The following is a 19287-nucleotide window of genomic DNA, read 5'->3' on the forward strand; positions in this document are numbered from 1 at the left end:
CACCTCGTGGGCCGTCGTGCGGCACCAGGAGGCGGTGGCGGGTGGGGCAGGGACGTGTCGCCCCGGCCCCACGACTCTACCGGCGGCCCCCGGCAGATGACGGGGCGAGTCGGGTCGGCTGTGACGGTCTTCCCAGACAGGTGTGGGACAAATCGGTGACACATCCCCGACGTCCTGCCGCCGCACGGCGCGCGCTGTCGCCGGGGACGACCCGCCGGGGCAGACTGGGCGGGCACCGACAGACCCCGAGATCCCCGACACCAGAGGACCCCATCCGTGGCCAGCAGCGACAAGAAGAACCCGGGCGCGACGCCCGACCCGAGCTCGATGAGCGTGAAGCAGCAGCGGGACGCGCGCCGGCAGGAGAAGGTCGCCGCGCTCAAGCGCGAGCAGGCCAGGTCGAAGCGCAACCGGACCATCGGCATCGTGACCGCCTCCGTCGCGGGCGCCGCCGCGGTCGCCCTGATCGTCACCGTCGTCGTGACGAGCGGCACGCCCCGGGCCGACCGCAGCGAGATCGACGTCGCCGGCGTGCAGACCTGGGACGACCTGACCGCGAACCACGTCACGGGGGCCGTCGACTACGAGATGACTCCCCCGGCCGGCGGCGACCACGCCGCGGTCTGGATGAACTGCGGCGTGTACACGGAGCAGGTGCCGAACGAGAACGCCGTGCACGACCTCGAGCACGGCGCGATCTGGTTCACCTACGACCCGGCCCAGGTCACCGACGAGCAGATCGAGCAGATCACCGACCTCGCGCCCTCCACCTACTCGGTCGTCTCGCCCTACGAGGGCATGGACAGCCCCATGGCCGTCAGCGCCTGGGGCGCCCAGCTCGCCTTCGACGACCCCGAGGCCGACGCCGTCTCCGACTTCGTCACCAAGTACTGGAAGTCGGCGGACGCCCCCGAGCCCGGCGCGCCCTGCACGGGCGGCGTCGACGGCCCCGGCAAGGTGTCGTGACCGACGACCTCCGCAGGGCCCACGACCGCGACGACCTCGACGACGTGACGACCGAGGCGGGCGCTGCCGGCGCCTCCTCCGGTCGTCGCCTGCGCCTCGTGATCGCCGCCGCGGTCGCGCTGCTGCTCGCGCTCGGGACGGGCGTCGCCGTGGGGCGCCTCACCTCGTCGGCCCCCGTCGTGCCCGGCACGAACAGCGTCGAGGCCGGGTTCGCCCGCGACATGCAGGTGCACCACGAGCAGGCCGTCGAGATGTCGTTCGCCATCCGCGACCGTTCGACCTCGGACGACGTGCGCACCATCGCCTACGACATCGCCGCGACCCAGTCGCAGCAGGCCGGCCAGATGTACGCCTGGCTCGAGGTGTGGGGCGTGCCGCAGGCTCCCTCCCAGCCGGTGATGACCTGGATGACGCAGCCGACGCTCGACGGGCAGCTCTCCGGGCACGAGCACGGCGGCGCCGCGTCCGGCTCCCCCGCGCCGAGCCACGTCCCCGGCGAGCCGATGCCCGGCCTGGCGACGCCCGAGCAGATGGCCGAGCTGCGGGCCGCCGACGGCGTCGACGCCGAGCGGCTGTTCCTCACCCTGATGATCGACCACCACCTGGGCGGCATCGAGATGGCCCAGGCCGTCCTCGCCCGCAGCGACGACCCCCAGGTCGACGCCTTCGCGAGCGGCATGATCATGACGCAGCAGAGCGACGTCGACGCCATGCGGGCGATGCTCGCCCTCCGCGACTGAACGACGCTCGCCCTCCATCCACAGCCCAGCGCGGCCCCCGGGCCGACCGCCCGAGCCGAAGGCCCGAGCCGCCTGCACCGGCCGGCTGCACGAGCTGACCGCCCGGGCCGAGGAGGCGCGGCGCCGGCCCGTCAGGACGCCAGCTGCCCCTGGGGGCCTCCGGCCTCGCCCGACGCCTCCGCGACCTCGCGCGCGGCGGCACCCCGCCGGTCGATGACCTCGCCCAGCTCCCGCGCGAGGCGAGGCCTCACCCGCACGAGCGCGTCGAGTGTGTCGCCCGAGACGACGAGCACCGCGACCTCGGAGACCGCGACCGCCCGGGTCGTGGTCGGCTGGCGCGTGAGCACCGTCTGCCCCACGAAGTCGCCCCGCTCGACGCGCGACACGGGCAGGACCGCGTCGCCCGGCGTCGGGACCCCGAGGGCCACCGCGCCGCTGAGCACGAAGCGCAGGGCCTCCGGCACGACGCCGAGCGGCAGCACGACCTCGCCGGCGGCGTACCGCTCGAGGCGCACCGACGGCACGAGGGCAGGCACGTCGTCCGCCGTCACCTGCAGGGTCGGGGCGACGGCCGAGACGGCCTGCTCGATCCGCTCGGGCGTCACGAACGCGTCGGTGGTGTCGCCGTCGAGCCCGAGCCCCGCACGGCGCGAGGCATACCAGAGCCAGCTGCGCAGCGTCGCGAGCGACGAGCCCTCGTGGGCGGGCCCGCGCACCTCGTACGAGACCTCGTAGGCCGCGCCGCCGAGCGGGACGGCGACCGGCGTCGTGCCGGGCCACAGCTCGGGCAGGCCGCCCGCGACCCTCTGGAGCAGCGCGACGACCTCGGCGGGCGGGTCGTCGGTGGTGAAGGCCACGGGGGCGGTCACGGTGTAGCTGCCGTCACCGCGGCTGAGGTTGGTGAACGACGAGCCGGCGAGCGACGCGTTCGGGGTGATCTGGATGCCGTTGCCCGTGTCGATGTGCACCGCGCGCCAGTTGACCTGCACCACACGGCCGCGCACGCCGCCGGCGTCGAGCCAGTCGCCGAGGCGGAACGGCTGCTCGAACAGCAGCAGCAGCCCGGAGACGACGCTGCCGATCGCGCCCTGCAGCGCGAGGCCGAGGACGATCGAGGTGACGCCGAGCGCCGTGAACAGCCCCGCGACGTCCGTGCCCCAGACCGTGCTGAACAGCACGGCGAGCCCGATGGCGATGAGCACGATGCGGCCGATGTCGACGAAGATCGACGGCAGGCGGTCGCGCCAGCTGCCCTTCTCGGCGTTCGTGAACAGGGCGAGGTTCACCGCGTTCAGCACGGCGACGATCACGAGGAACCCGAAGGCGGTCGCGGCGACGCGCGTCCAGGTGAAGTCCTCCGAGTCGACGGCGATCGTCACCTGGGCGACCAAGATCGACACGGCGGCCGTCGGCACCACGTAGGTGCGGAGCAGCCGCACGACTCGTGCGCCGGGGTTGCCGCGACGCTGCAGGGTGCTCGCGATCTCGGTGAGCACGATGAGCAGCACCGGCAGCCCGACCACCACGGCGAGCACCGGCCAGAACCACGGCTGCTGCCAGAGCGACGTCATCAGGCGGCCGGCCGCTCGAGGCGGAACACGCGCTGCTCGCCCGACTGGGTCGTGACCGTGCCCGAGTCGACTGCCGGCACCCCGTCGCCGATCTTCTGCACGACCCGCTCGGTCGCGTAGATTCCCGCCTGCGACGAGACGTCCTGCACCCGGTGGGCCAGCGTGACGGCGTCGCCCCACATGTCGTAGACCATGCTCGTCCGGCCGACCAGGCCGCTGGTCACCTGGCCGGTGTCGATGCCCGCACGCAGCGCGACGCGGGACGAGTTGGTCGCGTTGAAGCGCTCGATGATGCCCTGCAGCTCGAGGGTGAAGTCGACCACCCGGCGGGCGTTGTCGATGCGGGGCACCGTGAGCCCGCAGCTGGCGAGGTAGCCCTGCTGGCTGCTCCGCACCTTCTCGACGCCGAGCCGCTCCGCCGCCTCGTCGAACGACCGCCACAACCCGTTGAGCAGGGCGAGCCGCTCGCCCGAGCGCATCCCCCGGCTGAAGTCGTCGAACCCGGCGACGTCGGCGTAGACGACCGCGACGTCGGTGTGGTCCTCGGCGATCGTCTCCTCGCCCTCCTTGTAGCGCTTGGCCATCGCCTCCGGCATGAGGGTCAGCAGCAGGCGGTCGTTCTCGCGCCGCTGCTCGTCGATCAGGTCCTGCTTGACCCGGAGGCTGCGGCTCATGTCGTTGAAGGCGCCGCCCAGCTCGCTGAACTCGTCGTGGCCCTTGACGGGCACCTCGACGCCGATCTCGCCCCCGCTGACGCGGTTGACCGCGTGCTGGAGGCGCCGCACCGGCCGGACGAACACCTGCGCCAGCAGCAGCGAGAGCAGCGACACCACGACGATGATCGCCGCCGTCGAGAGCAGCAGGTTCCGGGTGAAGACGTCGACGGGCGCGAACGCCTCGGACGTGTCGACCTTCGCGACGATCACCCAGTTCAGGCCGTCGACGTCGATCGGCGCGTAGGCCGCCAGGACCTCGTGGCCGAGGTAGTCCGTGTTGACCGTCGTGGCGGCGCGCCCCTGCAGGGCCGCGTCCACGGCGGTGGTCGCGACCGGCTGCAGCAGCACCGAGCTGCCGGTCGCCACCTGGCGCTCGGCGACGCCGGTCGGGGTGCCGTGGTCGACGACGTCGTCGACGAACGTGTCGGGGTGCTCGATCAGCTCGCGCGAGGTCGAGCGCATCGTCTCGTCCGGCCCGGCGAGGTAGGCCTCGCCCGTCCGGCCGAGGCCCTGGTCTGCCCAGCCCTGGTCGCCCGTCATGACCGAGTCGATCGTGTCGGTCGGCACCTGCACGGCCAGCACGCCGGTGACGTCCGCGCCCGAGCCCACCGGCGAGGCGATCCACGCTGTCGGGACGCCGAGCGACGGGGCGTACGGCTGGAAGTCGGTCGTGAACGACGAGTCGACCGTGTTCGACTCCAGCGCCGTCGCCCAGACGTCGGCGAGCGCCGTCCGCGAGTACGGGCCGTCCTCGACGTTCGTGCCGAGGTCGACGCCGGAGAAGGCCGAGTAGACGACGTCGCCGTCGAGGTCGAGCAGCAGGACGTCCTCGTAGCCGAGCTGGTCGACCATCTCGCGGAAGTAGTCGTGGTGGTCGGCCCGGGCCTGAGACCACGCGCTGCCGTCGTCGGCGACGTCGAGCGCGAGCGAGGCGTCGAAGTCGTCGTCGAAGGGCACCGTGTAGAGCGACTGCAGGTACGTCTGGGCCGGCGAGGTCGGCTCGATCAGCGACGGGTCGGTCGTCGAGCCGGTCGCCTCGTCGAGCCGGGGCACGAACGTGTCCTCGTAGTACGCGGTGACCGCCTGCTGGCGCGCGGGGTCGACGGGCTGCTCGTCGAGCGCGGCGAAGCCGGCGTTGAAGTCGAGGGACGCCTGCGCGGCGCTGTCGTTGCGGCTGTCGAGCACGACGGCCTGCTGGACGCCCGCGAGGGTGCGCTCGACGTCGCGGGCCCGCGACTCGCGGATGCTCGTGACCTGCTCGAACACCGCCGCACGGAGCGAGTCCCGCCCGTTGACGTAGCCGACGCTGCCGATGACGATCGCCGCCAGGAAGCTGACGGCGAGCAGCATGACGAGCAGGGTCGACTGGATGTCGAGCGAGCCGCGCCCGAACAAGGCCCGCAGCGGCGAGCGCCGCCGGGTCGGCGTCGTGGTCGCCTCGTCGATGCTGGTGGTGGTGGAGGTGGAGCTGGACACGCGTGGCCTCTTCCCCTGGTGCGTCGGCCGAGCCTCGCTCGACATGACGCAGCCTCATCTGATCCGTCCCCCAGAAGTACCACTGATCGGAGCCTCAGCGCCAGAGGTGTTACACACTGTCGACGTGGCGTGTACCCCGTCCGCGTTCTCCGACACCCGTCGAGGAGGCGCCGGTCACGTCGTCGACGCCACCTGCTGCCCGTAGAGGTCGGCGTACACGCCGCCGAGCGCGACGAGCTCGTCGTGGGTGCCGCGCTCGACGATCCGGCCGCCGTCGACGACGAAGACGACGTCCGCGTGGCGGACGGTCGAGAGGCGGTGGGCGATGGCGATCGTCGTCCGCCCTCTCGTGGCCGTGTCCAGCGCCTCCTGCACGACCCGCTCGGACACGGTGTCGAGCGCGCTCGTCGCCTCGTCGAGCACCAGCACGGCCGGGTCCTTGAGCAGCACGCGGGCGATGGCGATGCGCTGCTTCTCGCCGCCGGAGAGGCGGTAGCCGCGCTCGCCCACCACGGTGTCGTAGCCGTCGGGGAACGACGCGATCGTCGCGTGGATGTTCGCCTGCCGGGCGGCGTCGATGAGCTGCTCGTCGGTGGCGTCCGGACGTGCGTAGCGCAGGTTGTCGCCGATCGTCGCGTGGAAGAGGTAGGTCTCCTGGCTGACGATGCCGATGTTCTCGACCAGCGACTCCTGCCGCAGGTCGCGGACGTCGGTGCCGGCGAAGCGCACGCTGCCGCCCGTCGCCTCGTAGAACCGCGGGATCAGGTACGACACCGTGGTCTTGCCGGCGCCGCTCGGGCCGACGAACGCCGCGAACTGGCCCGGCTCGATGTCGAACGAGACGCCGCGGAGGGTCCGCTGCCCCGGCTCGGCGTCGGGGTACGCGAACTCGACGTCGTCGAACTCGACGCGGCCGAGCTGCGCCTCGTCGACCGTCGCCGAGGCCCCGCCGTCGGTGATGGCGGGCCGCAGGTCGAGGTACTCGAAGATGCGGGCGAACAGCGCGCCCGAGGTCTGCAGGTCGAGCGCCACCCGGAGGAGCCCCATCAGCGGGAAGGTCAGCCGCGCCTGCACCGTGGTGAAGGCGACGATCGTGCCGGCGGTGACGGGGACGTCGCGGAGGATCAGCCACGCGGCCACCAGGTAGATCAGCGCCGGGATCACGGACAGGAAGATCTGGACGACGGCGAAGAACCACTGGCCGCTCATCTGCTGGCGCACCTGCAGGCCGATCTGCGTCCGGTTCTCGGCCGAGTAGCGCTCGACCTCGCTGCGCTGCTGGTTGAAGCTCTTCGCGAGCAGGATGCCGCTGACGCTCAGCGCCTCCTGCGTGATCGCCGTCATGTCCGACAGCGACTCCTGCGTCTTGGTCGCGATGCGTGCGCGCACCTGGCCGACGCGGCGCTGCGCCACGACGAGCAGCGGCAGCAGGATGACGGTGACGACGGTCATCTGCCAGCTGAGCACGAGCATCGAGATGAACGCGGCGATCACCGTGACGGTGTTGCCGAGCACGCTCGAGATCGTGTTGCTCAGCACGTTCGCGACGCCGCCGACGTCGTTCTGCAGGCGGGACTGGATGACGCCCGTCTTCGTCCGGGTGAAGAACGCGAGCTCCATGCGCTGGAGGTGCCCGAACAGCCGGATGCGGAGGGCGCCCATCACGCTGTTCCCGACCGTGGCGGTGAGCCAGGTCTGCCAGACGCCGATGCCGGCCGACAGCACCCACAGCCCGATCATCAGGCCGACGAGCTCCATCAGCACCGGGACGTCGGGGCCGCCCGCGGGGAAGAGCCCGCGGTCGAAGGCCTGCTTCGTCAGCAGCGGAGGCGCGACGCTGATCGCCGCGCCGACGAGCACCAGCACGACGGTGACGACGAGGGCCCTCCGGTGGGGAGAGAAGAGGCCGCGGATCCGTCGGAACAGGTCGGGGATCTTGGGCGCGGCGGCGTTGGCCGCCTTCTGGGCCGCCGCGTCGCCGCTCGAGACGCGGCCGCCACGGCCGCCGCCTCCACCGCCTCCGCCCGGACGGCCGCCACCCGCCCCGCCGGCTGCGCCACCGCCTCCGCCGCCGCCCGTGCCGCCCGCACCGCGCATGCCGCCGCCCGCGGCGACGGAGTCCATCCTGCTCATGGAGCGAGGCTACGCCCGCGGCGCGTCCCCCCACTCCTGGGGCAATCTGGCCGCGATGCGCGCGGACGGGAACATCGCTCATTTATGCTAGGAGCTCAGGGTTCCTGACCACGCCCTGACGCCGCATTCCCCTACCCGACGGGGAACTACCCGATGCGGCAGAGGTAGGACCCGTGCGCACCCTTGACGATGCATCACCCGACCCGACCGGGGTCGAGCTCCAGCCCGCCGACGCGCGGGCCTCGCTCGACGCCATCGAGCAGGCCTGGACGCAGATAGCCCCCCTGCAGGGAGCCCGCCTGCGCGAGGCCGTCCGCTCGGCTCCCGAGGCCGAGTGGAGCGGCAGGCCGCTCATCCTGCTCGCCCTCGCCGCCAGCTACCGCTCGGTCGGCTCCCGCTCGCGCAGCGCGGCGCTCCCGTGGTTCCGCGGCGTGGCCAAGGCCATCGACGCCGACCCCGGGCTGCCCCTCGAGGTGCGGGCCGGCTACCACGTGCACCTCGGCGCTGCACTGCGGACCCTCGGCAACCTCGTCGTCGCCCACGAGCACCTCGAGGTCGCGCGCACGATGATCGAGAGCGACCTCTCCGAGTCGATCACGGCGCGCATCAGCCTCAGCGCCTCCTTCTCTCTGCAGCTCGGCCTCATCCGGCTGCACTACGGCGAGTACGACCAGGCCCAGTTCGCGCTGGGGCTCGCCTCGGGCCTCGGCGAGGAGCACCTCAGCATCGCCGAGCGCGTCGAGTGCCTGTCCGCCCTCGCCTACGTCGCCGTGCTGCTCGGCGAGTTCGCGCTCGCCGACGAGCACCTCGAGAACGCCGCCGAGCTCGCCGACGGCACCGACCTGCTCGCCAGCTCGTTCGGCGCCCTCGCCCAGATCGCGCGGCTGCACCTCGCCCTCGAGCGCGACGAGTCCCCCGGCGGACACGACGACCTCGTCGCGCGCGTGCACCTGGCGGCGCGCGGCAGCGACTGGGAGGCGCTCGGCTGGTTCGCCGAGGCCAGCGTGCTGCTCGCCCAGGGCCGGTCGATCGAGGTGCTCGACCACCTCGGCCGCATCTCGCGCCTCGTGCAGGGATTCACGGGCGCCGTCGTGCTCGGCCGGTCGGCCACGGCCCTCCGCGCCGAGACGATGCTCCAGCTCGGACAGGCGCAGGAGGCGCGACGCCTGGCCCAGCCCCTCTCGCCCGGCGACCGCCACATCGAGTGCCCCGCCCGCGTGCTCGCCCTCATCCACCTCTCGACCGGCGAGCCGCAGGCGGCGCTCGACGACCTCGAGGCGTGCCTGGTGCTCGGCGACCTGCACTCGGAGCGGACCATCGGGCACGTGCACGCCGTCGCCGCGGCCGCCCACCTGGCCCAGGGCGACACCGCCCAGGCCGACATCGCCTTCGACCGTGCCCTGCTCGAGGCCGGCCACTCGGGCGCAGGCTGGATCTTCGGCACCCTGCCGGAGCCCCTCCTCGACCACCTCGTCGCCCGCGCCGTGCAGCGCGACCAGCCGCAGGCCACCCTCGGGGTGCTCGCCCGCCTGCACTCGGCCGAGGGCCCCGACGTGGCGCCCCTCGCGGAGCCGCTGAGCGACCGCGAGCTCGTCATCGTTCGCCACCTGGCCACCGGCCAGACCCTCGGCCAGATCGGCAGCCAGCTGTTCATCTCGGTGAACACGGTCAAGAGCCACGTCCGGAGCATCTACCGCAAGCTGCAGGCGACGTCTCGCCGCGAGGCCATCGCCCGGGTGCGACAGCTGGGGCTGCACGTCGACGAGGACTGACCCGAGGCGGTAGCCTCTCGCGGTGCCCGACGACCTGACCCCCGCCTCCTCTGCCTCTGCCCCTGCCCCTGCCCTTGCTCCTGCTCGCCCGCGGCTCGGCGAGCAGCTGCTGCGTCGCAAGCCCCTCGAGGCGTTCGCGCGCGAGGCCGAGGCGTCCGACGCCCGGGGCCTCCGGCGCACCCTCGGCGTCTGGCACCTGACCGCCATCAGCATCGGGGCCACGCTCGGCACGGGCATCCTGGTGGTGCTGGGCACCGCCGTGCCCCTCGCCGGGCCCGCGGTGTTCCTCGCGTTCGTCCTCGCCGGCGTCGCCGCCCTGCTCTCGGCACTGTCGTACGCCGAGATGGCGGGCAGCGTGCCCGTCTCCGGCTCGAGCTACAGCTACGCCTACGCGACCCTCGGCGAGGGCGTCGCCTGGGTCTGCGGCTGGTGCCTCGTGCTCGAGTACGCCGTGTCGGTCGCGGCCGTCGCGGTGGGCGCCGGCCAGTACGTCGACGAGGCCCTGCGCGTCTTCGGCCTCTCGCTGCCCGACGTCGTCGCGGGCCCGCCCGCCGAGGGAGGCCTGCTGAACCTCCCCGCCGCCGCGCTCGTCCTGCTGGCCACCCTCGTGCTCGTGCCCGGGGCCCGCGAGAGCGCCTGGGTCAACACCGTCCTGGTCGTGGCCAAGGTCGGCCTGCTCGTTTTCTTCGTCGCCGTCGCGTTCACGGCCTTCAGCGCAGGCAACTTCGAGCCCCTCGCGCCGATGGGGGCGGCCGGGGTCTCGGCCGCCGCCTCCCGCCTGTTCTTCTCGTACATCGGCTTCGACGCGGCGTCCACGGCCGGCGAGGAGGCGCGGGACGCGAAGCGGGACCTGCCGCGGGCGATCGTCGCCTCCATCGTCGTCATCACGGTGCTGTACATCCTCGTCGCCGTGGCCGCGGTCGGCGCCCGCCCCTGGCAGGACTTCACCGACGGCGAGGCGACCCTCGTGACGATCGTCGCCGACATCACGGGCCAGCCCTGGGTGGCCTTCCTCTTCGCGGTGACCGCGGTCGCGGCCATCGCCTCCGTCGTCCTGACCGTGCTCTACGGGCAGACGCGCATCTTCCTGTCGATGGCCCGGGACGGGCTCGTGCCGTCCGTCCTCGGCCGGATCTCGCCGCGGACGCGCACGCCCGTCGCCGGCACCCTGATCGTCGGCGGCGCGGTCGCGGTCACCGCGGCGTTCATCCCCCTCGGGGCCCTCGCCGACGCGACGAGCATCGGCACGCTCTTCGCGTTCGCGCTCGTCAACCTGTCGGTCATCTGGCTGCGCCGCAACCGGCCCGAGCTCGAGCGCACGTTCCGCGTGCCGCTGTACCCGGTCGTCCCGCTGCTCGGCTTCGCGACGTGCGTGCTGCTCATGGTGACGCTCGGCGGCATCACCTGGGCCGCGTTCGCCGTGTGGATGGGCGTCGGGGTCGCGGTGTACGCGCTCTACGGCCGCCGCCACTCGGTCGTCGCCCGCGGCTGAGGCTGCGCGCGGCGGGTCGGAGCGGCATCCGGCGGGTCCGCGTCGCCCACTGCGGGTCCGCGCTGACCCGCCGTGGGTGACGGGGACCCGCCGAACCCGCTGCCGTGGACCGCACCCGGGAACGACGAAGGCGCCGCTCCCCGTGGGGAGCGGCGCCTCCTGTGCTCGTGAGAGCAGGCAGTGCTGTGCGACCGAGGTCGCGAGGGGCCGTGCGGCCCCCCTGACTACTTGAGGGTGACGGTGGCGCCGGCAGCCTCGAGCTGAGCCTTGGCCTTCTCGGCCGTCTCCTTGTTCGCACCCTCGATGACGGTGTTGGGGGCACCGTCGACGACGGCCTTCGCCTCGCCGAGGCCGAGGCTCGTGAGCGCGCGGACCTCCTTGATGACCTGGATCTTCTTGTCGCCGGCAGCCTCGAGGACGACGTCGAAGCTGTCCTTCTCCTCGACCTCCTCGGCGGGGGCGGCGGGGCCGGCGGCACCGGCAGCGGCCACGGGGGCAGCAGCGGTGACCTCGAAGACCTCTTCGAACTTCTTCACGAAGTCGCTGAGCTCGATGAGCGTGAGCTCCTTGAAGGCCTCGATCAGTTCGTCCTGCGTGAGCTTCGCCATGGTGTTCTCCTTGTTGTGTTCTGTAAGTGGTGGTGGTTGCTGCGACAGCTGTTAGCTGTCGGCTTCCTGCTTCGCGCGCAGCGCCTCGACCGTGCGGACGGCCTGCGACAGCGGAGCGTTGAACAGGTAAGCAGCGCCGAACAGCGAGGCCTTGAAGGCGCCGGCCAGCTTGCCCAGCAGCACCTCCCGCGACTCGAGGTCGGCGAGCTTGGTGACCTCGGCTGCGGTCAGGGCGTTACCGTCGAAGTAACCGCCCTTCACGATCAGCGCGGGGTGTGCCTTGGCGAAGTCACGCATGCTCTTGGCGACGGCGACAGGGTCTCCGTGCACGAAGGCGATCGCAGACGGGCCGACGAGCTCGTCGTCGAACGAGCTGATGCCGGCGTTGTTCGCCGCGATCTTGCTGAGCGTGTTCTTCACCACGGCGTACGTCGCGTCTGCACTGATGGCGGTGCGGAGCTCCTTGAGCTCTGCCACAGTGAGACCGCGGTACTCGGTGAGCAGAACGGCGGTCGAGCTACGGAAGTTCTCCGTGAGCTCGGCGACCGATGCTTCCTTGTTCGCCATGGCTCTCCTAAAACGTGGGTGTGCCGGCAGCCCCCGGGCACTCGCTCACGTCTCGTCCGAGGACGGGGCATGGAAAAAGCTCCGGCGCTGGCGCACGGAGCTGGATCTCGCAGAAGCGAGGAACGACTTCACACACCTGCGCTGGTCGCTCTCTCTCGAGAACCTTCGGTCTCCGTCTGCGAGCAGACAGGGACAACCGGCGGTCTTGGGCTGGGTACACAGTAGACGCAGGAGGCGCGTCCACGCAAGTCGCGCCTCCTGCGGTCGGGTCGTGGCCGCGGCCGGTCCCGACCCGAGACGGCGAGCGTCAGACGGCCGAGGCGGGCGGCGCGGCGAGCGGCAGCCGCACCGTGAAGACGGCGCCGTCGGCACTGCTGGCGACCGAGACGTCGCCGCCGTGGGCGTGCGCGACGGCCTCGACGATGGCGAGCCCGAGGCCGGTCGAGCCGGCCTTGCGCGAGCGCGAGCTGTCGGCCCGGGCGAAGCGCTCGAACAGCACGGGCAGCACCGCAGGGTCGATGCCCGGGCCCTCGTCGGACACCGTGACGACGGCACGGCGCGCCGACTCGTCGACGCCCAGGGCGACGTGCACGGGCGTGCCCTCCGGCGTGTGGGTCCGCGAGTTGGTGAGCAGGTTCGCGACGATCTGGTGCAGGCGCATCGCGTCCCCGGGCACGACGACCGGCTCGTCGGGCAGCACGACGTCGACGTCGTGGGCCGGGTCGGCCACCCCTGCGTCGTTGACGGCGTCGAGCACCACGCGGGTGAGGTCGACGTCGGCCACGACGATGTCGCGGCCCTCGTCGAGGCGGGCGAGGAGCAGCAGGTCCTCGACGAGCGAGGTCATGCGCAGCGACTCCGACTCGATGCGGCCCATCGCGTACACGACGTCGTCGGGCAGGCCCGCGCCCATCCGCCGGGTCAGCTCGGCGTAACCGCGCACCGACGCCAGGGGGGTGCGCAGCTCGTGCGAGGCGTCGGCGACGAACTGCCGCACCTTGTTCTCGCTCTGCTGCCGCGCCTCCAGCGCCGCCGCGACGTGGCCGAGCATGTGGTTGAGCGAGGCTCCCACCCGGCCGACCTCGGTGCGCGTGTCGGTGTCCTGTTCGTCCACCCGCTCGGCGAGGGCCACCTCGCCGCGGTCGAGGGGCAGCTCGGCCACGCGCAGCGCGGTGTCCGAGAGCCGCTCGAGGGGGCGGAGCGCCCGCCGCACGACGGCGTACGCGATGAGGATCGCGACGACGAGGCCGAGCAGGGTGACGAAGGCGATGGAGGCGATCATCCCGGCGACGGTCTGGGTCACGCTGTCGGTGGGCAGGCCCACGACGAGGTAGCCCGACGACACGGTGCCGCCGCCCCGCGACGTGAGGGTCACGGGGACCGCCTCGACCCGGTAGCCGCCGAGGTCCGAGCCGAGCGACACGGTGACCGGGCCGCCCGCGTCGGGCACGGTCGCGAGCGCAGAGGTGATCTCGTCGGTGAGGGGATCCTCGAGCTCGCCCGCCTCGGTGACGGTGAAGGCCTGCTGCACGACGTCGCCGACGAGCACGGCGGTGAAGGTGCCCGGCGCCTGGCGCGGTGCCCCGAGCGCGTCGCTGTCCGGGCTCAGGCTCGGGCGGCCGGACGATCCCCCGACGGAGGCGGCGGCCACGGCACGGCCGGTGGCGCTCGTGAGGTCGTCGTCGAGCTGGCGCATCAGCGAGCCGCGGAGCGCGACCACGCTCACGCTGCCGATGACCACGGTCAGGAGCACCACGATCGCGACGATGCTGAGGATCAGGCGGTTGCGGAGCGTGAGGGGGGCGGAGGCGCGGGGCACGCGCCCGAGGAGCCCGCCGAGACGGGACCCTCCGGGTGCGGCCGCGCTCACGACGTGGGCTTGATGACGTAGCCCACGCCGCGCACGGTGTGGATCATCGCCTCTTCGCCCGCGTCGATCTTCTTGCGGAGGTACGAGATGTAGATCTCGACGACGCTCGACTTGCCGCCGAAGTCGTAGCTCCAGACGCGGTCGAGGATCTGCGCCTTGCTGAGCACCCTGCGCGGGTTCCGCATCAGGAAGCGCAGCAGCTCGAACTCGGTGGCGGTCAGCTCGACCTCGCGGTCGCCGCGGTGCACCTCGTAGCTCTCCTCGTCGAGCACCAGGTCGCCGACGACGATGCGGCTGTCGCCGGCCTCGCTCACGGCCGACGCGGACCGACGGATGAGGCCGCGGAGCCTGGCCACCACCTCCTCGAGGGAGAACGGCTTGGTGACGTAGTCGTCGCCGCCCGCCGTCAGCCCGGAGACGCGGTCCTCGACGGAGTCCTTCGCGGTGAGGAACAGGATCGGGGTGTCGTCGCCCCCGGCACGCAGGCGGCCGAGCACCTGGATGCCGTCGATGTCGGGCAGCATCCAGTCGAGCACGATCGCGTCGGGCTGGAACTCGCGGGCCAGCGCGAGGGCGCCCTGCCCGTCGGCGGCGGCCTTGACGTCCCACCCCTCGTAGCGGAGGGCCATCGAGAGGAGGTCGGTGAGGCTGTTCTCGTCGTCGACGACGAGGACTCGGAGGGGCGAGCCGTCGGCCCGGGTGAGTCGGGGGGCCTGCGCGGGGGTGGGGGTCGTCGTGGTCACGCACTCAGCTTCGAGCCGGTTCCTATGAACGGACTGTGCTGCTCCGATGCGTTGCCTGCGCGTCTCTCATAGGAAGCTCATGGACGGCCCATCGGGTGCTGCGAGACCGCCTCCCTAGCGTCGCCTCCGACCTGATCCCCCGCGGATCCCCCCTGCACCGAGGAGACCCCGATGTTCCTGACCTACCTGCTCAGAGAGCTGAGCAACAGACGCAAGCAGACCGTGGTGATCGCGGCCGGCATGGCGCTCGCGATCGCGCTCGTCATCGTCGTCAGCGGCGTGGCGGCCGGCGTGCGGAACGCCCAGTCGTCCGTGCTCGAGTCCGTCTACGGCGTCGGCACCGACGTCACGATCACGCAGACCGCCGAGCCAGGCGCCGACGGCGGCGGGCCCGGCCAGCAGTTCGCCTTCGGCTCGGGCGACGGCACGACCACCGACGACGGCAGCACCGAGGTCGCGCAGAGCACCCTCTCGGCCGCCCGCGGCACGGCGACCTTCGCCTCGTCGGCCCTGGCGACCGTCGAGGGCGTCGACGGCGTGTCCGCCGCGACGGCCACGTTGAGCCTCGAGAACTCCAGCTTCTCGGGCACGCTGCCCGACTTCTCCCAGGGCGCAGGAGGCGCCGGCACCGACGGCACGACCGGAGACGGTACCGGCACCGGCACCGACGGCACGGACGGGACCGACTCGGGCAGCCAGCCCGCACCTCCCACGGGCGGGGCGGACGGCGCCGGCGGCAGCGCCTTCGACGTCGACCAGTTCTCGGTCACGGGCCTCGACCCGAGCGCGGCCGCGGTCGGCCCCCTGACCAGCGCGTCGCTGGTCGACGGCCGGACGCTCACCGCCGACGACGCGGGCGCCGACGTCGTCGTCCTCGACCAGACGTACGCCACGAGCGCGGAGCTCGCGGTCGGCGACACCCTGGCGATCGGCGGCACCGACTTCACCGTGGTCGGGATCGTCGCGTCCACGTCGTCCGACGCGGCCACCGCCTCCGACGCCTACGTCCCCCTCGACACCGCGCAGGCGCTCAGCGGGCTGACCGACCAGATCAGCGACGTGTACGTGACCGCGGCGAGCGCCAGCGGCGTCGACGCGCTGAAGACCGACCTGCAGGCCGCCCTGCCCGACGCGACCGTGAGCACGCAGTCGGACCTCGCGTCGAGCGTCTCCGGCTCGCTGACGACCGCCTCCGACCTGATCGGCAAGCTCGGCACCTGGCTCTCAGTCATCGTGCTGGCCGCGGCGTTCCTCATCGCGATCCTCTTCACCGTCGCGGGCGTCAGCCGGCGCACCCGCGAGTTCGGCACCCTCAAGGCGATCGGCTGGAGCAACGCGCGCATCACCCGCCAGGTCGCGGGCGAGTCGCTCGTGCAGGGCCTCGTCGGCGGCGTCGTCGGCGTCGCGGCAGGTCTCGTCGGGCTGCTCGTGGTGAACCTCGTCGCCCCGACCCTGTCGGCTGCGGCCACGACCACCGCGGCAGGTCCCGGCGGGGCTGCCGGCGGGCCCGGAGCGGCAACCGACGCAGGAGGTGCGGCCGCAGCAGGCGGCGGCGGCTTCGGCCAGCAGCTGGCCACGGCGACGACGGACGTCGTCCTGCACGCCCCGGTCACGATCTCGGTCGTGCTCCTCGCGGTCGGCCTTGCCGTCGTCGGCGGGCTGCTCGCCGGCGCCGTGGGCGGGTGGCGCGCGTCGCGGCTGCGCCCGGCCGAGGCGCTGAGGAGCGTCGCGTGACCGGGGCGGCCTCGGAGCCGACCGGCACAGACGTCCGCGCCACCGCCCTGCCGGCACCCGCCGGACTCACCGACCCGACCACCGCCTCCGGAGGCACCACGCCCATGTACACGCTCACCGCCGTCACCAAGACCTACTCGCAGGGGAAGAAGAGCGTCACGGCCCTCGACGGGGTCGACCTCGAGATCCCCGCGGGCCAGATGGTCGCGATCCAGGGCCCGACCGGAGGCGGCAAGTCGACCCTGCTGCAGATGCTCGGCGCGCTCGACCGGCCGACGAGCGGCACGGTGAGGCTCGGCGACTCCGACCTCTCGGCGGCGGGCGACCGCTCGCTGGCGGCGGTGCGGGCCCGCGACGTCGGCTTCGTGTTCCAGGGCTTCAACCTGATCCCGACGCTGACGGCCGCGGAGAACGTCGAGACGGCGTTCGCGGACGACTCGGTGCCCCGCCCCGAGCGACGGACGAGGGCGAAGGAGGCGCTGGCCTCGGTCGGGCTCGCGGAGCGGGCCGACCACCTGCCGGGCGAGCTCAGCGGCGGCCAGCAGCAGAGGGTCGCCATCGCGCGCGCCCTGGTCAAGGAGCCGACCGTGCTGCTGGCGGACGAGCCGACGGGGTCGCTCGACGAGGCCACCCGGGACGAGATCATGGACCTGCTCGAGGGCGTCTGGCGCGACCGCGGGCTGACCCTCGTCATCGTGACGCACGACTCGGCCGTGGCCCGGCGCGCCGAGCGGCGCCTGCGCATCGCCGGCGGCAAGGTCGCCGAGCTGCTGCCGACGGCCTGACGTCCGAGCCCGAGGGCGGGCCCCGGCTCGGCGCCGGGTCCCGCCCTCAGCGTCTGACGTCGTGGGTGCTCAGCCGCGCGGGTAGTCCACGCAGGCGAAGCGAGCCGAGTCGGGTGCCCAGCACGGCACGTTGACCGTGCCCTGGCCGCCGAGCAGCCGCAGCACGTCGCGCGGCTGCTCCCCCGGCGTCGGCAGCCCGTCGGTGCCGAGCGGCAGGGTGCGGAGCACGACGTCGTGGTCCTCGGGGTGGCCGAGCGTGCCCGTCGGGTAGCCGAGCCAGAGCAGGGTCGCCCCGTCGGGTGAGACGTGCGGGAACCAGTTCACGAGCTCGTCGTCGGTGACCTGCACGAGCTCGCCGCCGTCGGGCCGGGCGCGGAACAGCTGCGCGTGGCCCGCCACGCCGCCCGACGCCCGCTCCGAGTTGAACCAGACGTGCCGACCGTCCGGCGAGAACTCCGCACCGTCGTCGGGGTGGCCGTCCGCGGTGACGGAGGTCGGGGCGCCGTCGGCCACCGAGACCAGCACGACGTTCGTCTGCCAGCCGGCCCGCGCCTCCTCGTCGTCCGGGTCGGCCGCGGCCTCGGGCAGGGCACCGACGATCACGCTGAGCGTCGCGCCGTCGGGCGAGACGCCGTGCAGGTAGTTCTTGTGGTTCCGGTCGGCAGGGTGCTCGTGCGTGACGCGGCGTGCCTCGCCGCCGGGCGCGACGCCGTCCCACGGGACCTCGTACAGGTGGCCGTCGCGCGAGCTGACGAACACGCTGCCCTGGTCGGGCGCGATCACGTGGTCGTTGTTGATCTCGGGCACGTCGCCCATCGGCACGGGCACCAGGGCCGTCTCGTCGACCCCCCGTGCCTCGGCGGGCAGCCGCCACAACAGCCCGTCGGCGTTGACGACGAGCCAGCGGCCGTCGGGGCTCCAGTTGGGCGCCTCGACGAGGACGCTCGAGCTCTCGAGGGCGACCTCGACCTCGCCGGTCGCGGGGTCGACGACGAGCACGCGGCTCGACTGTCCGGGCTGGAGGGTGCGGGGCACGGGGTTCTCCCTGTTCGTGGGCGGAGCGGCTACTGGTTCGAGAAGGCCGCGTCGAAGGAGGCGGTGGGCCGCGGCCAGAGCAGCGAGCGCACGTGGGCCAGCGCCTCGGGCGCCCCGTGCAGCCGGTCCATGCCGGCGTCCTCCCACTCGATCGAGATCGGCCCGGCGTAGCCGACGGCGTCGAGGGTGCGGAAGGCCGACTCCCAGTCGACGTCGCCGTGCCCGGTCGAGACGAAGTCCCAGCCGCGACGAGGGTCGCCCCAGGGCAGGTGCGAGCCGAGCACCCCGGCGCGGCCGCTGCTCGGCCGGACGCGCGTGTCCTTGCAGTCGACGTGGTAGATCCGGTCGGCGAAGTCGACGATGAACCCGATCGTGTCGACGCCCTGCCAGAGCATGTGCGACGGGTCCCAGTTGAAGCCGAAGGCATCGCGGTGCTCGATCGCGTCGAGGGCGCGGACGCTCGTCCAGTGGTCGTAGGCGATCTCGGACGGGTGCACCTCGTGGGCGAACCGCACGCCCTCGCCGTCGAAGACGTCGAGGATGGGGTTCCAGCGGGCGGCGAAGTCCTCGTAGCCGGCGTCGATGACGCTCTCGGGCACGGGCGGGAACATCGCGACGTACGGCCAGATCGACGAGCCGGTGAACCCGACGACCGTGTCGACGCCCATCCGCCGGGCGACCCTGGCCGCCCGCTTCATGTCCTCGGCCGCGCGCTGGCGGACGCCCTCGGGCTCGCCGTCGCCCCACGTGCTCGGCCGCACGATCGCCTGGTGCCGGAAGTCGATCGGGTCGTCGCAGACGGCCTGCCCCGTGAGGTGGTTCGAGATGGCCCAGACGCCGAGGCCGTGCCGCTCGAGCACGTCGAGCCGGCCGCGGAGGTAGGCGTCGTCCTCGTCGGCGCGCTCGAGGTCGAGGTGGTCGCCCGACGCGGCGATCTCGAGGCCGTCGTAGCCCCAGCCCGCGGCGAGCGCCGCCACCTCCTCGAGCGGCAGGTCGGCCCACTGGCCGGTGAACAGCGTGACGGGGTGCGAGCTCTCGCCCATGTCGGCCTCTCTCGTCGTCGGTGCGTCGGCGCCCGG

15 protein-coding genes are annotated in these 19287 nt (G+C 72.9%); 6 read left to right on the forward strand and 9 right to left on the reverse strand.

Going from position 1 to position 19287, the window contains the following annotated elements:
- Nucleotides 1–276: 276 nt before the first annotated feature.
- Both EDF20_RS04930 and EDF20_RS04935 read left to right on the forward strand, forming a co-directional pair.
- Entirely contained in the window at nt 277–966 is a 690-nt protein-coding gene (locus tag EDF20_RS04930; protein WP_197980398.1) for a DUF3105 domain-containing protein, read from the forward strand.
- A complete protein-coding gene (locus EDF20_RS04935; protein WP_243833368.1) occupies nt 963–1706 on the forward strand; it encodes a DUF305 domain-containing protein in 744 nt (247 codons plus the stop codon). Before EDF20_RS04930 ends, EDF20_RS04935 begins: the two co-directional genes overlap by 4 nt.
- A gap of 131 nt (nt 1707–1837) precedes the next feature.
- On the opposite strand, the gene EDF20_RS04940 is transcribed toward EDF20_RS04935, so the two are convergent.
- The 3 genes from EDF20_RS04940 to EDF20_RS04950 form a co-directional block, all read right to left on the reverse strand.
- Nucleotides 1838–3277, reverse strand: a complete 1440-nt coding sequence (locus EDF20_RS04940; protein ID WP_133737865.1) for a mechanosensitive ion channel domain-containing protein — start codon at nt 3275–3277, stop codon at nt 1838–1840.
- Complete coding sequence (locus tag EDF20_RS04945) at nt 3277–5469, reverse strand: adenylate/guanylate cyclase domain-containing protein (protein ID WP_208292574.1); 2193 nt, start codon at nt 5467–5469, stop codon at nt 3277–3279. The genes EDF20_RS04940 and EDF20_RS04945 overlap by 1 nt, the downstream gene beginning before the upstream one ends.
- Before the next feature lie 174 nt (nt 5470–5643).
- Nucleotides 5644–7593 (reverse strand): ABC transporter ATP-binding protein, encoded by a 1950-nt coding sequence (locus tag EDF20_RS04950; protein ID WP_123546682.1) that lies wholly within the window; start codon nt 7591–7593, stop codon nt 5644–5646.
- Nucleotides 7594–7775: 182 nt separating this feature from the next.
- Here EDF20_RS04950 and EDF20_RS04955 point away from each other — a divergent pair, with 182 nt between their 5' ends.
- Nucleotides 7776–9374: a LuxR C-terminal-related transcriptional regulator gene (locus tag EDF20_RS04955; RefSeq protein ID WP_123546683.1), complete on the forward strand. Its 1599-nt coding sequence runs from the start codon at nt 7776–7778 to the stop codon at nt 9372–9374.
- A 22-nt stretch (nt 9375–9396) separates the two neighbouring features.
- The gene (locus EDF20_RS04960; RefSeq protein ID WP_243833369.1) at nt 9397–10866 is read left to right on the forward strand and encodes an amino acid permease; all 1470 of its coding nucleotides are present in this window, start codon (nt 9397–9399) and stop codon (nt 10864–10866) included.
- Nucleotides 10867–11090: 224 nt separating this feature from the next.
- On the opposite strand, the gene rplL is transcribed toward EDF20_RS04960, so the two are convergent.
- The 4 genes from rplL to EDF20_RS04980 form a co-directional block, all read right to left on the reverse strand.
- Nucleotides 11091–11474, reverse strand: a complete 384-nt coding sequence (rplL, locus tag EDF20_RS04965) for a 50S ribosomal protein L7/L12 (protein ID WP_123546684.1) — start codon at nt 11472–11474, stop codon at nt 11091–11093.
- 51 nt (nt 11475–11525) lie between these two features.
- Nucleotides 11526–12041, reverse strand: a complete 516-nt coding sequence (gene rplJ / locus EDF20_RS04970) for a 50S ribosomal protein L10 (protein ID WP_123546685.1) — start codon at nt 12039–12041, stop codon at nt 11526–11528.
- 307 nt (nt 12042–12348) lie between these two features.
- The gene (locus tag EDF20_RS04975) at nt 12349–13860 is read right to left on the reverse strand and encodes a HAMP domain-containing sensor histidine kinase (RefSeq protein ID WP_133737866.1); all 1512 of its coding nucleotides are present in this window, start codon (nt 13858–13860) and stop codon (nt 12349–12351) included.
- 47 nt (nt 13861–13907) lie between these two features.
- The gene (locus EDF20_RS04980) at nt 13908–14654 is read right to left on the reverse strand and encodes a response regulator transcription factor (protein WP_123546686.1); all 747 of its coding nucleotides are present in this window, start codon (nt 14652–14654) and stop codon (nt 13908–13910) included.
- Between the two features lie 171 nt (nt 14655–14825).
- On the opposite strand from EDF20_RS04980, the gene EDF20_RS04985 reads away from it, so the two are divergent.
- Both EDF20_RS04985 and EDF20_RS04990 read left to right on the forward strand, forming a co-directional pair.
- Nucleotides 14826–16388 (forward strand): ABC transporter permease, encoded by a 1563-nt coding sequence (locus EDF20_RS04985; protein ID WP_133737867.1) that lies wholly within the window; start codon nt 14826–14828, stop codon nt 16386–16388.
- 104 nt (nt 16389–16492) lie between these two features.
- The gene (locus tag EDF20_RS04990; RefSeq protein ID WP_133738114.1) at nt 16493–17173 is read left to right on the forward strand and encodes an ABC transporter ATP-binding protein; all 681 of its coding nucleotides are present in this window, start codon (nt 16493–16495) and stop codon (nt 17171–17173) included.
- A 69-nt stretch (nt 17174–17242) separates the two neighbouring features.
- Here the strand turns inward: EDF20_RS04990 and EDF20_RS04995 are convergent, their stop codons facing one another.
- Both EDF20_RS04995 and EDF20_RS05000 read right to left on the reverse strand, forming a co-directional pair.
- Nucleotides 17243–18208 (reverse strand): PD40 domain-containing protein, encoded by a 966-nt coding sequence (locus EDF20_RS04995; protein WP_133737868.1) that lies wholly within the window; start codon nt 18206–18208, stop codon nt 17243–17245.
- Between the two features lie 29 nt (nt 18209–18237).
- A complete protein-coding gene (locus EDF20_RS05000) occupies nt 18238–19251 on the reverse strand; it encodes a sugar phosphate isomerase/epimerase family protein (protein ID WP_133737869.1) in 1014 nt (337 codons plus the stop codon).
- Nucleotides 19252–19287 lie beyond the last annotated feature (36 nt).

The sequence above is a fragment of the Frigoribacterium sp. PhB116 genome (assembly GCF_004364285.1).
GTDB lineage: Bacteria > Actinomycetota > Actinomycetes > Actinomycetales > Microbacteriaceae > Frigoribacterium.

Excerpts from the sequence above, each read along its gene's own strand:
- EDF20_RS04940 (WP_133737865.1), bottom strand. The coding sequence starts at position 3,277 with ATGACGTCGCTCTGGCAGCAGCCGTGGTTCTGGCCGGTGCTCGCCGTG.
- EDF20_RS04950 (WP_123546682.1), bottom strand. The coding sequence starts at position 7,593 with ATGGACTCCGTCGCCGCGGGCGGCGGCATGCGCGGTGCGGGCGGCACG.
- rplL (WP_123546684.1), bottom strand. The coding sequence starts at position 11,474 with ATGGCGAAGCTCACGCAGGACGAACTGATCGAGGCCTTCAAGGAGCTC.
- rplJ (WP_123546685.1), bottom strand. The coding sequence starts at position 12,041 with ATGGCGAACAAGGAAGCATCGGTCGCCGAGCTCACGGAGAACTTCCGT.
- EDF20_RS04985 (WP_133737867.1), top strand. The coding sequence starts at position 14,826 with ATGTTCCTGACCTACCTGCTCAGAGAGCTGAGCAACAGACGCAAGCAG.
- EDF20_RS04990 (WP_133738114.1), top strand. The coding sequence starts at position 16,493 with ATGTACACGCTCACCGCCGTCACCAAGACCTACTCGCAGGGGAAGAAG.
- EDF20_RS05000 (WP_133737869.1), bottom strand. The coding sequence starts at position 19,251 with ATGGGCGAGAGCTCGCACCCCGTCACGCTGTTCACCGGCCAGTGGGCC.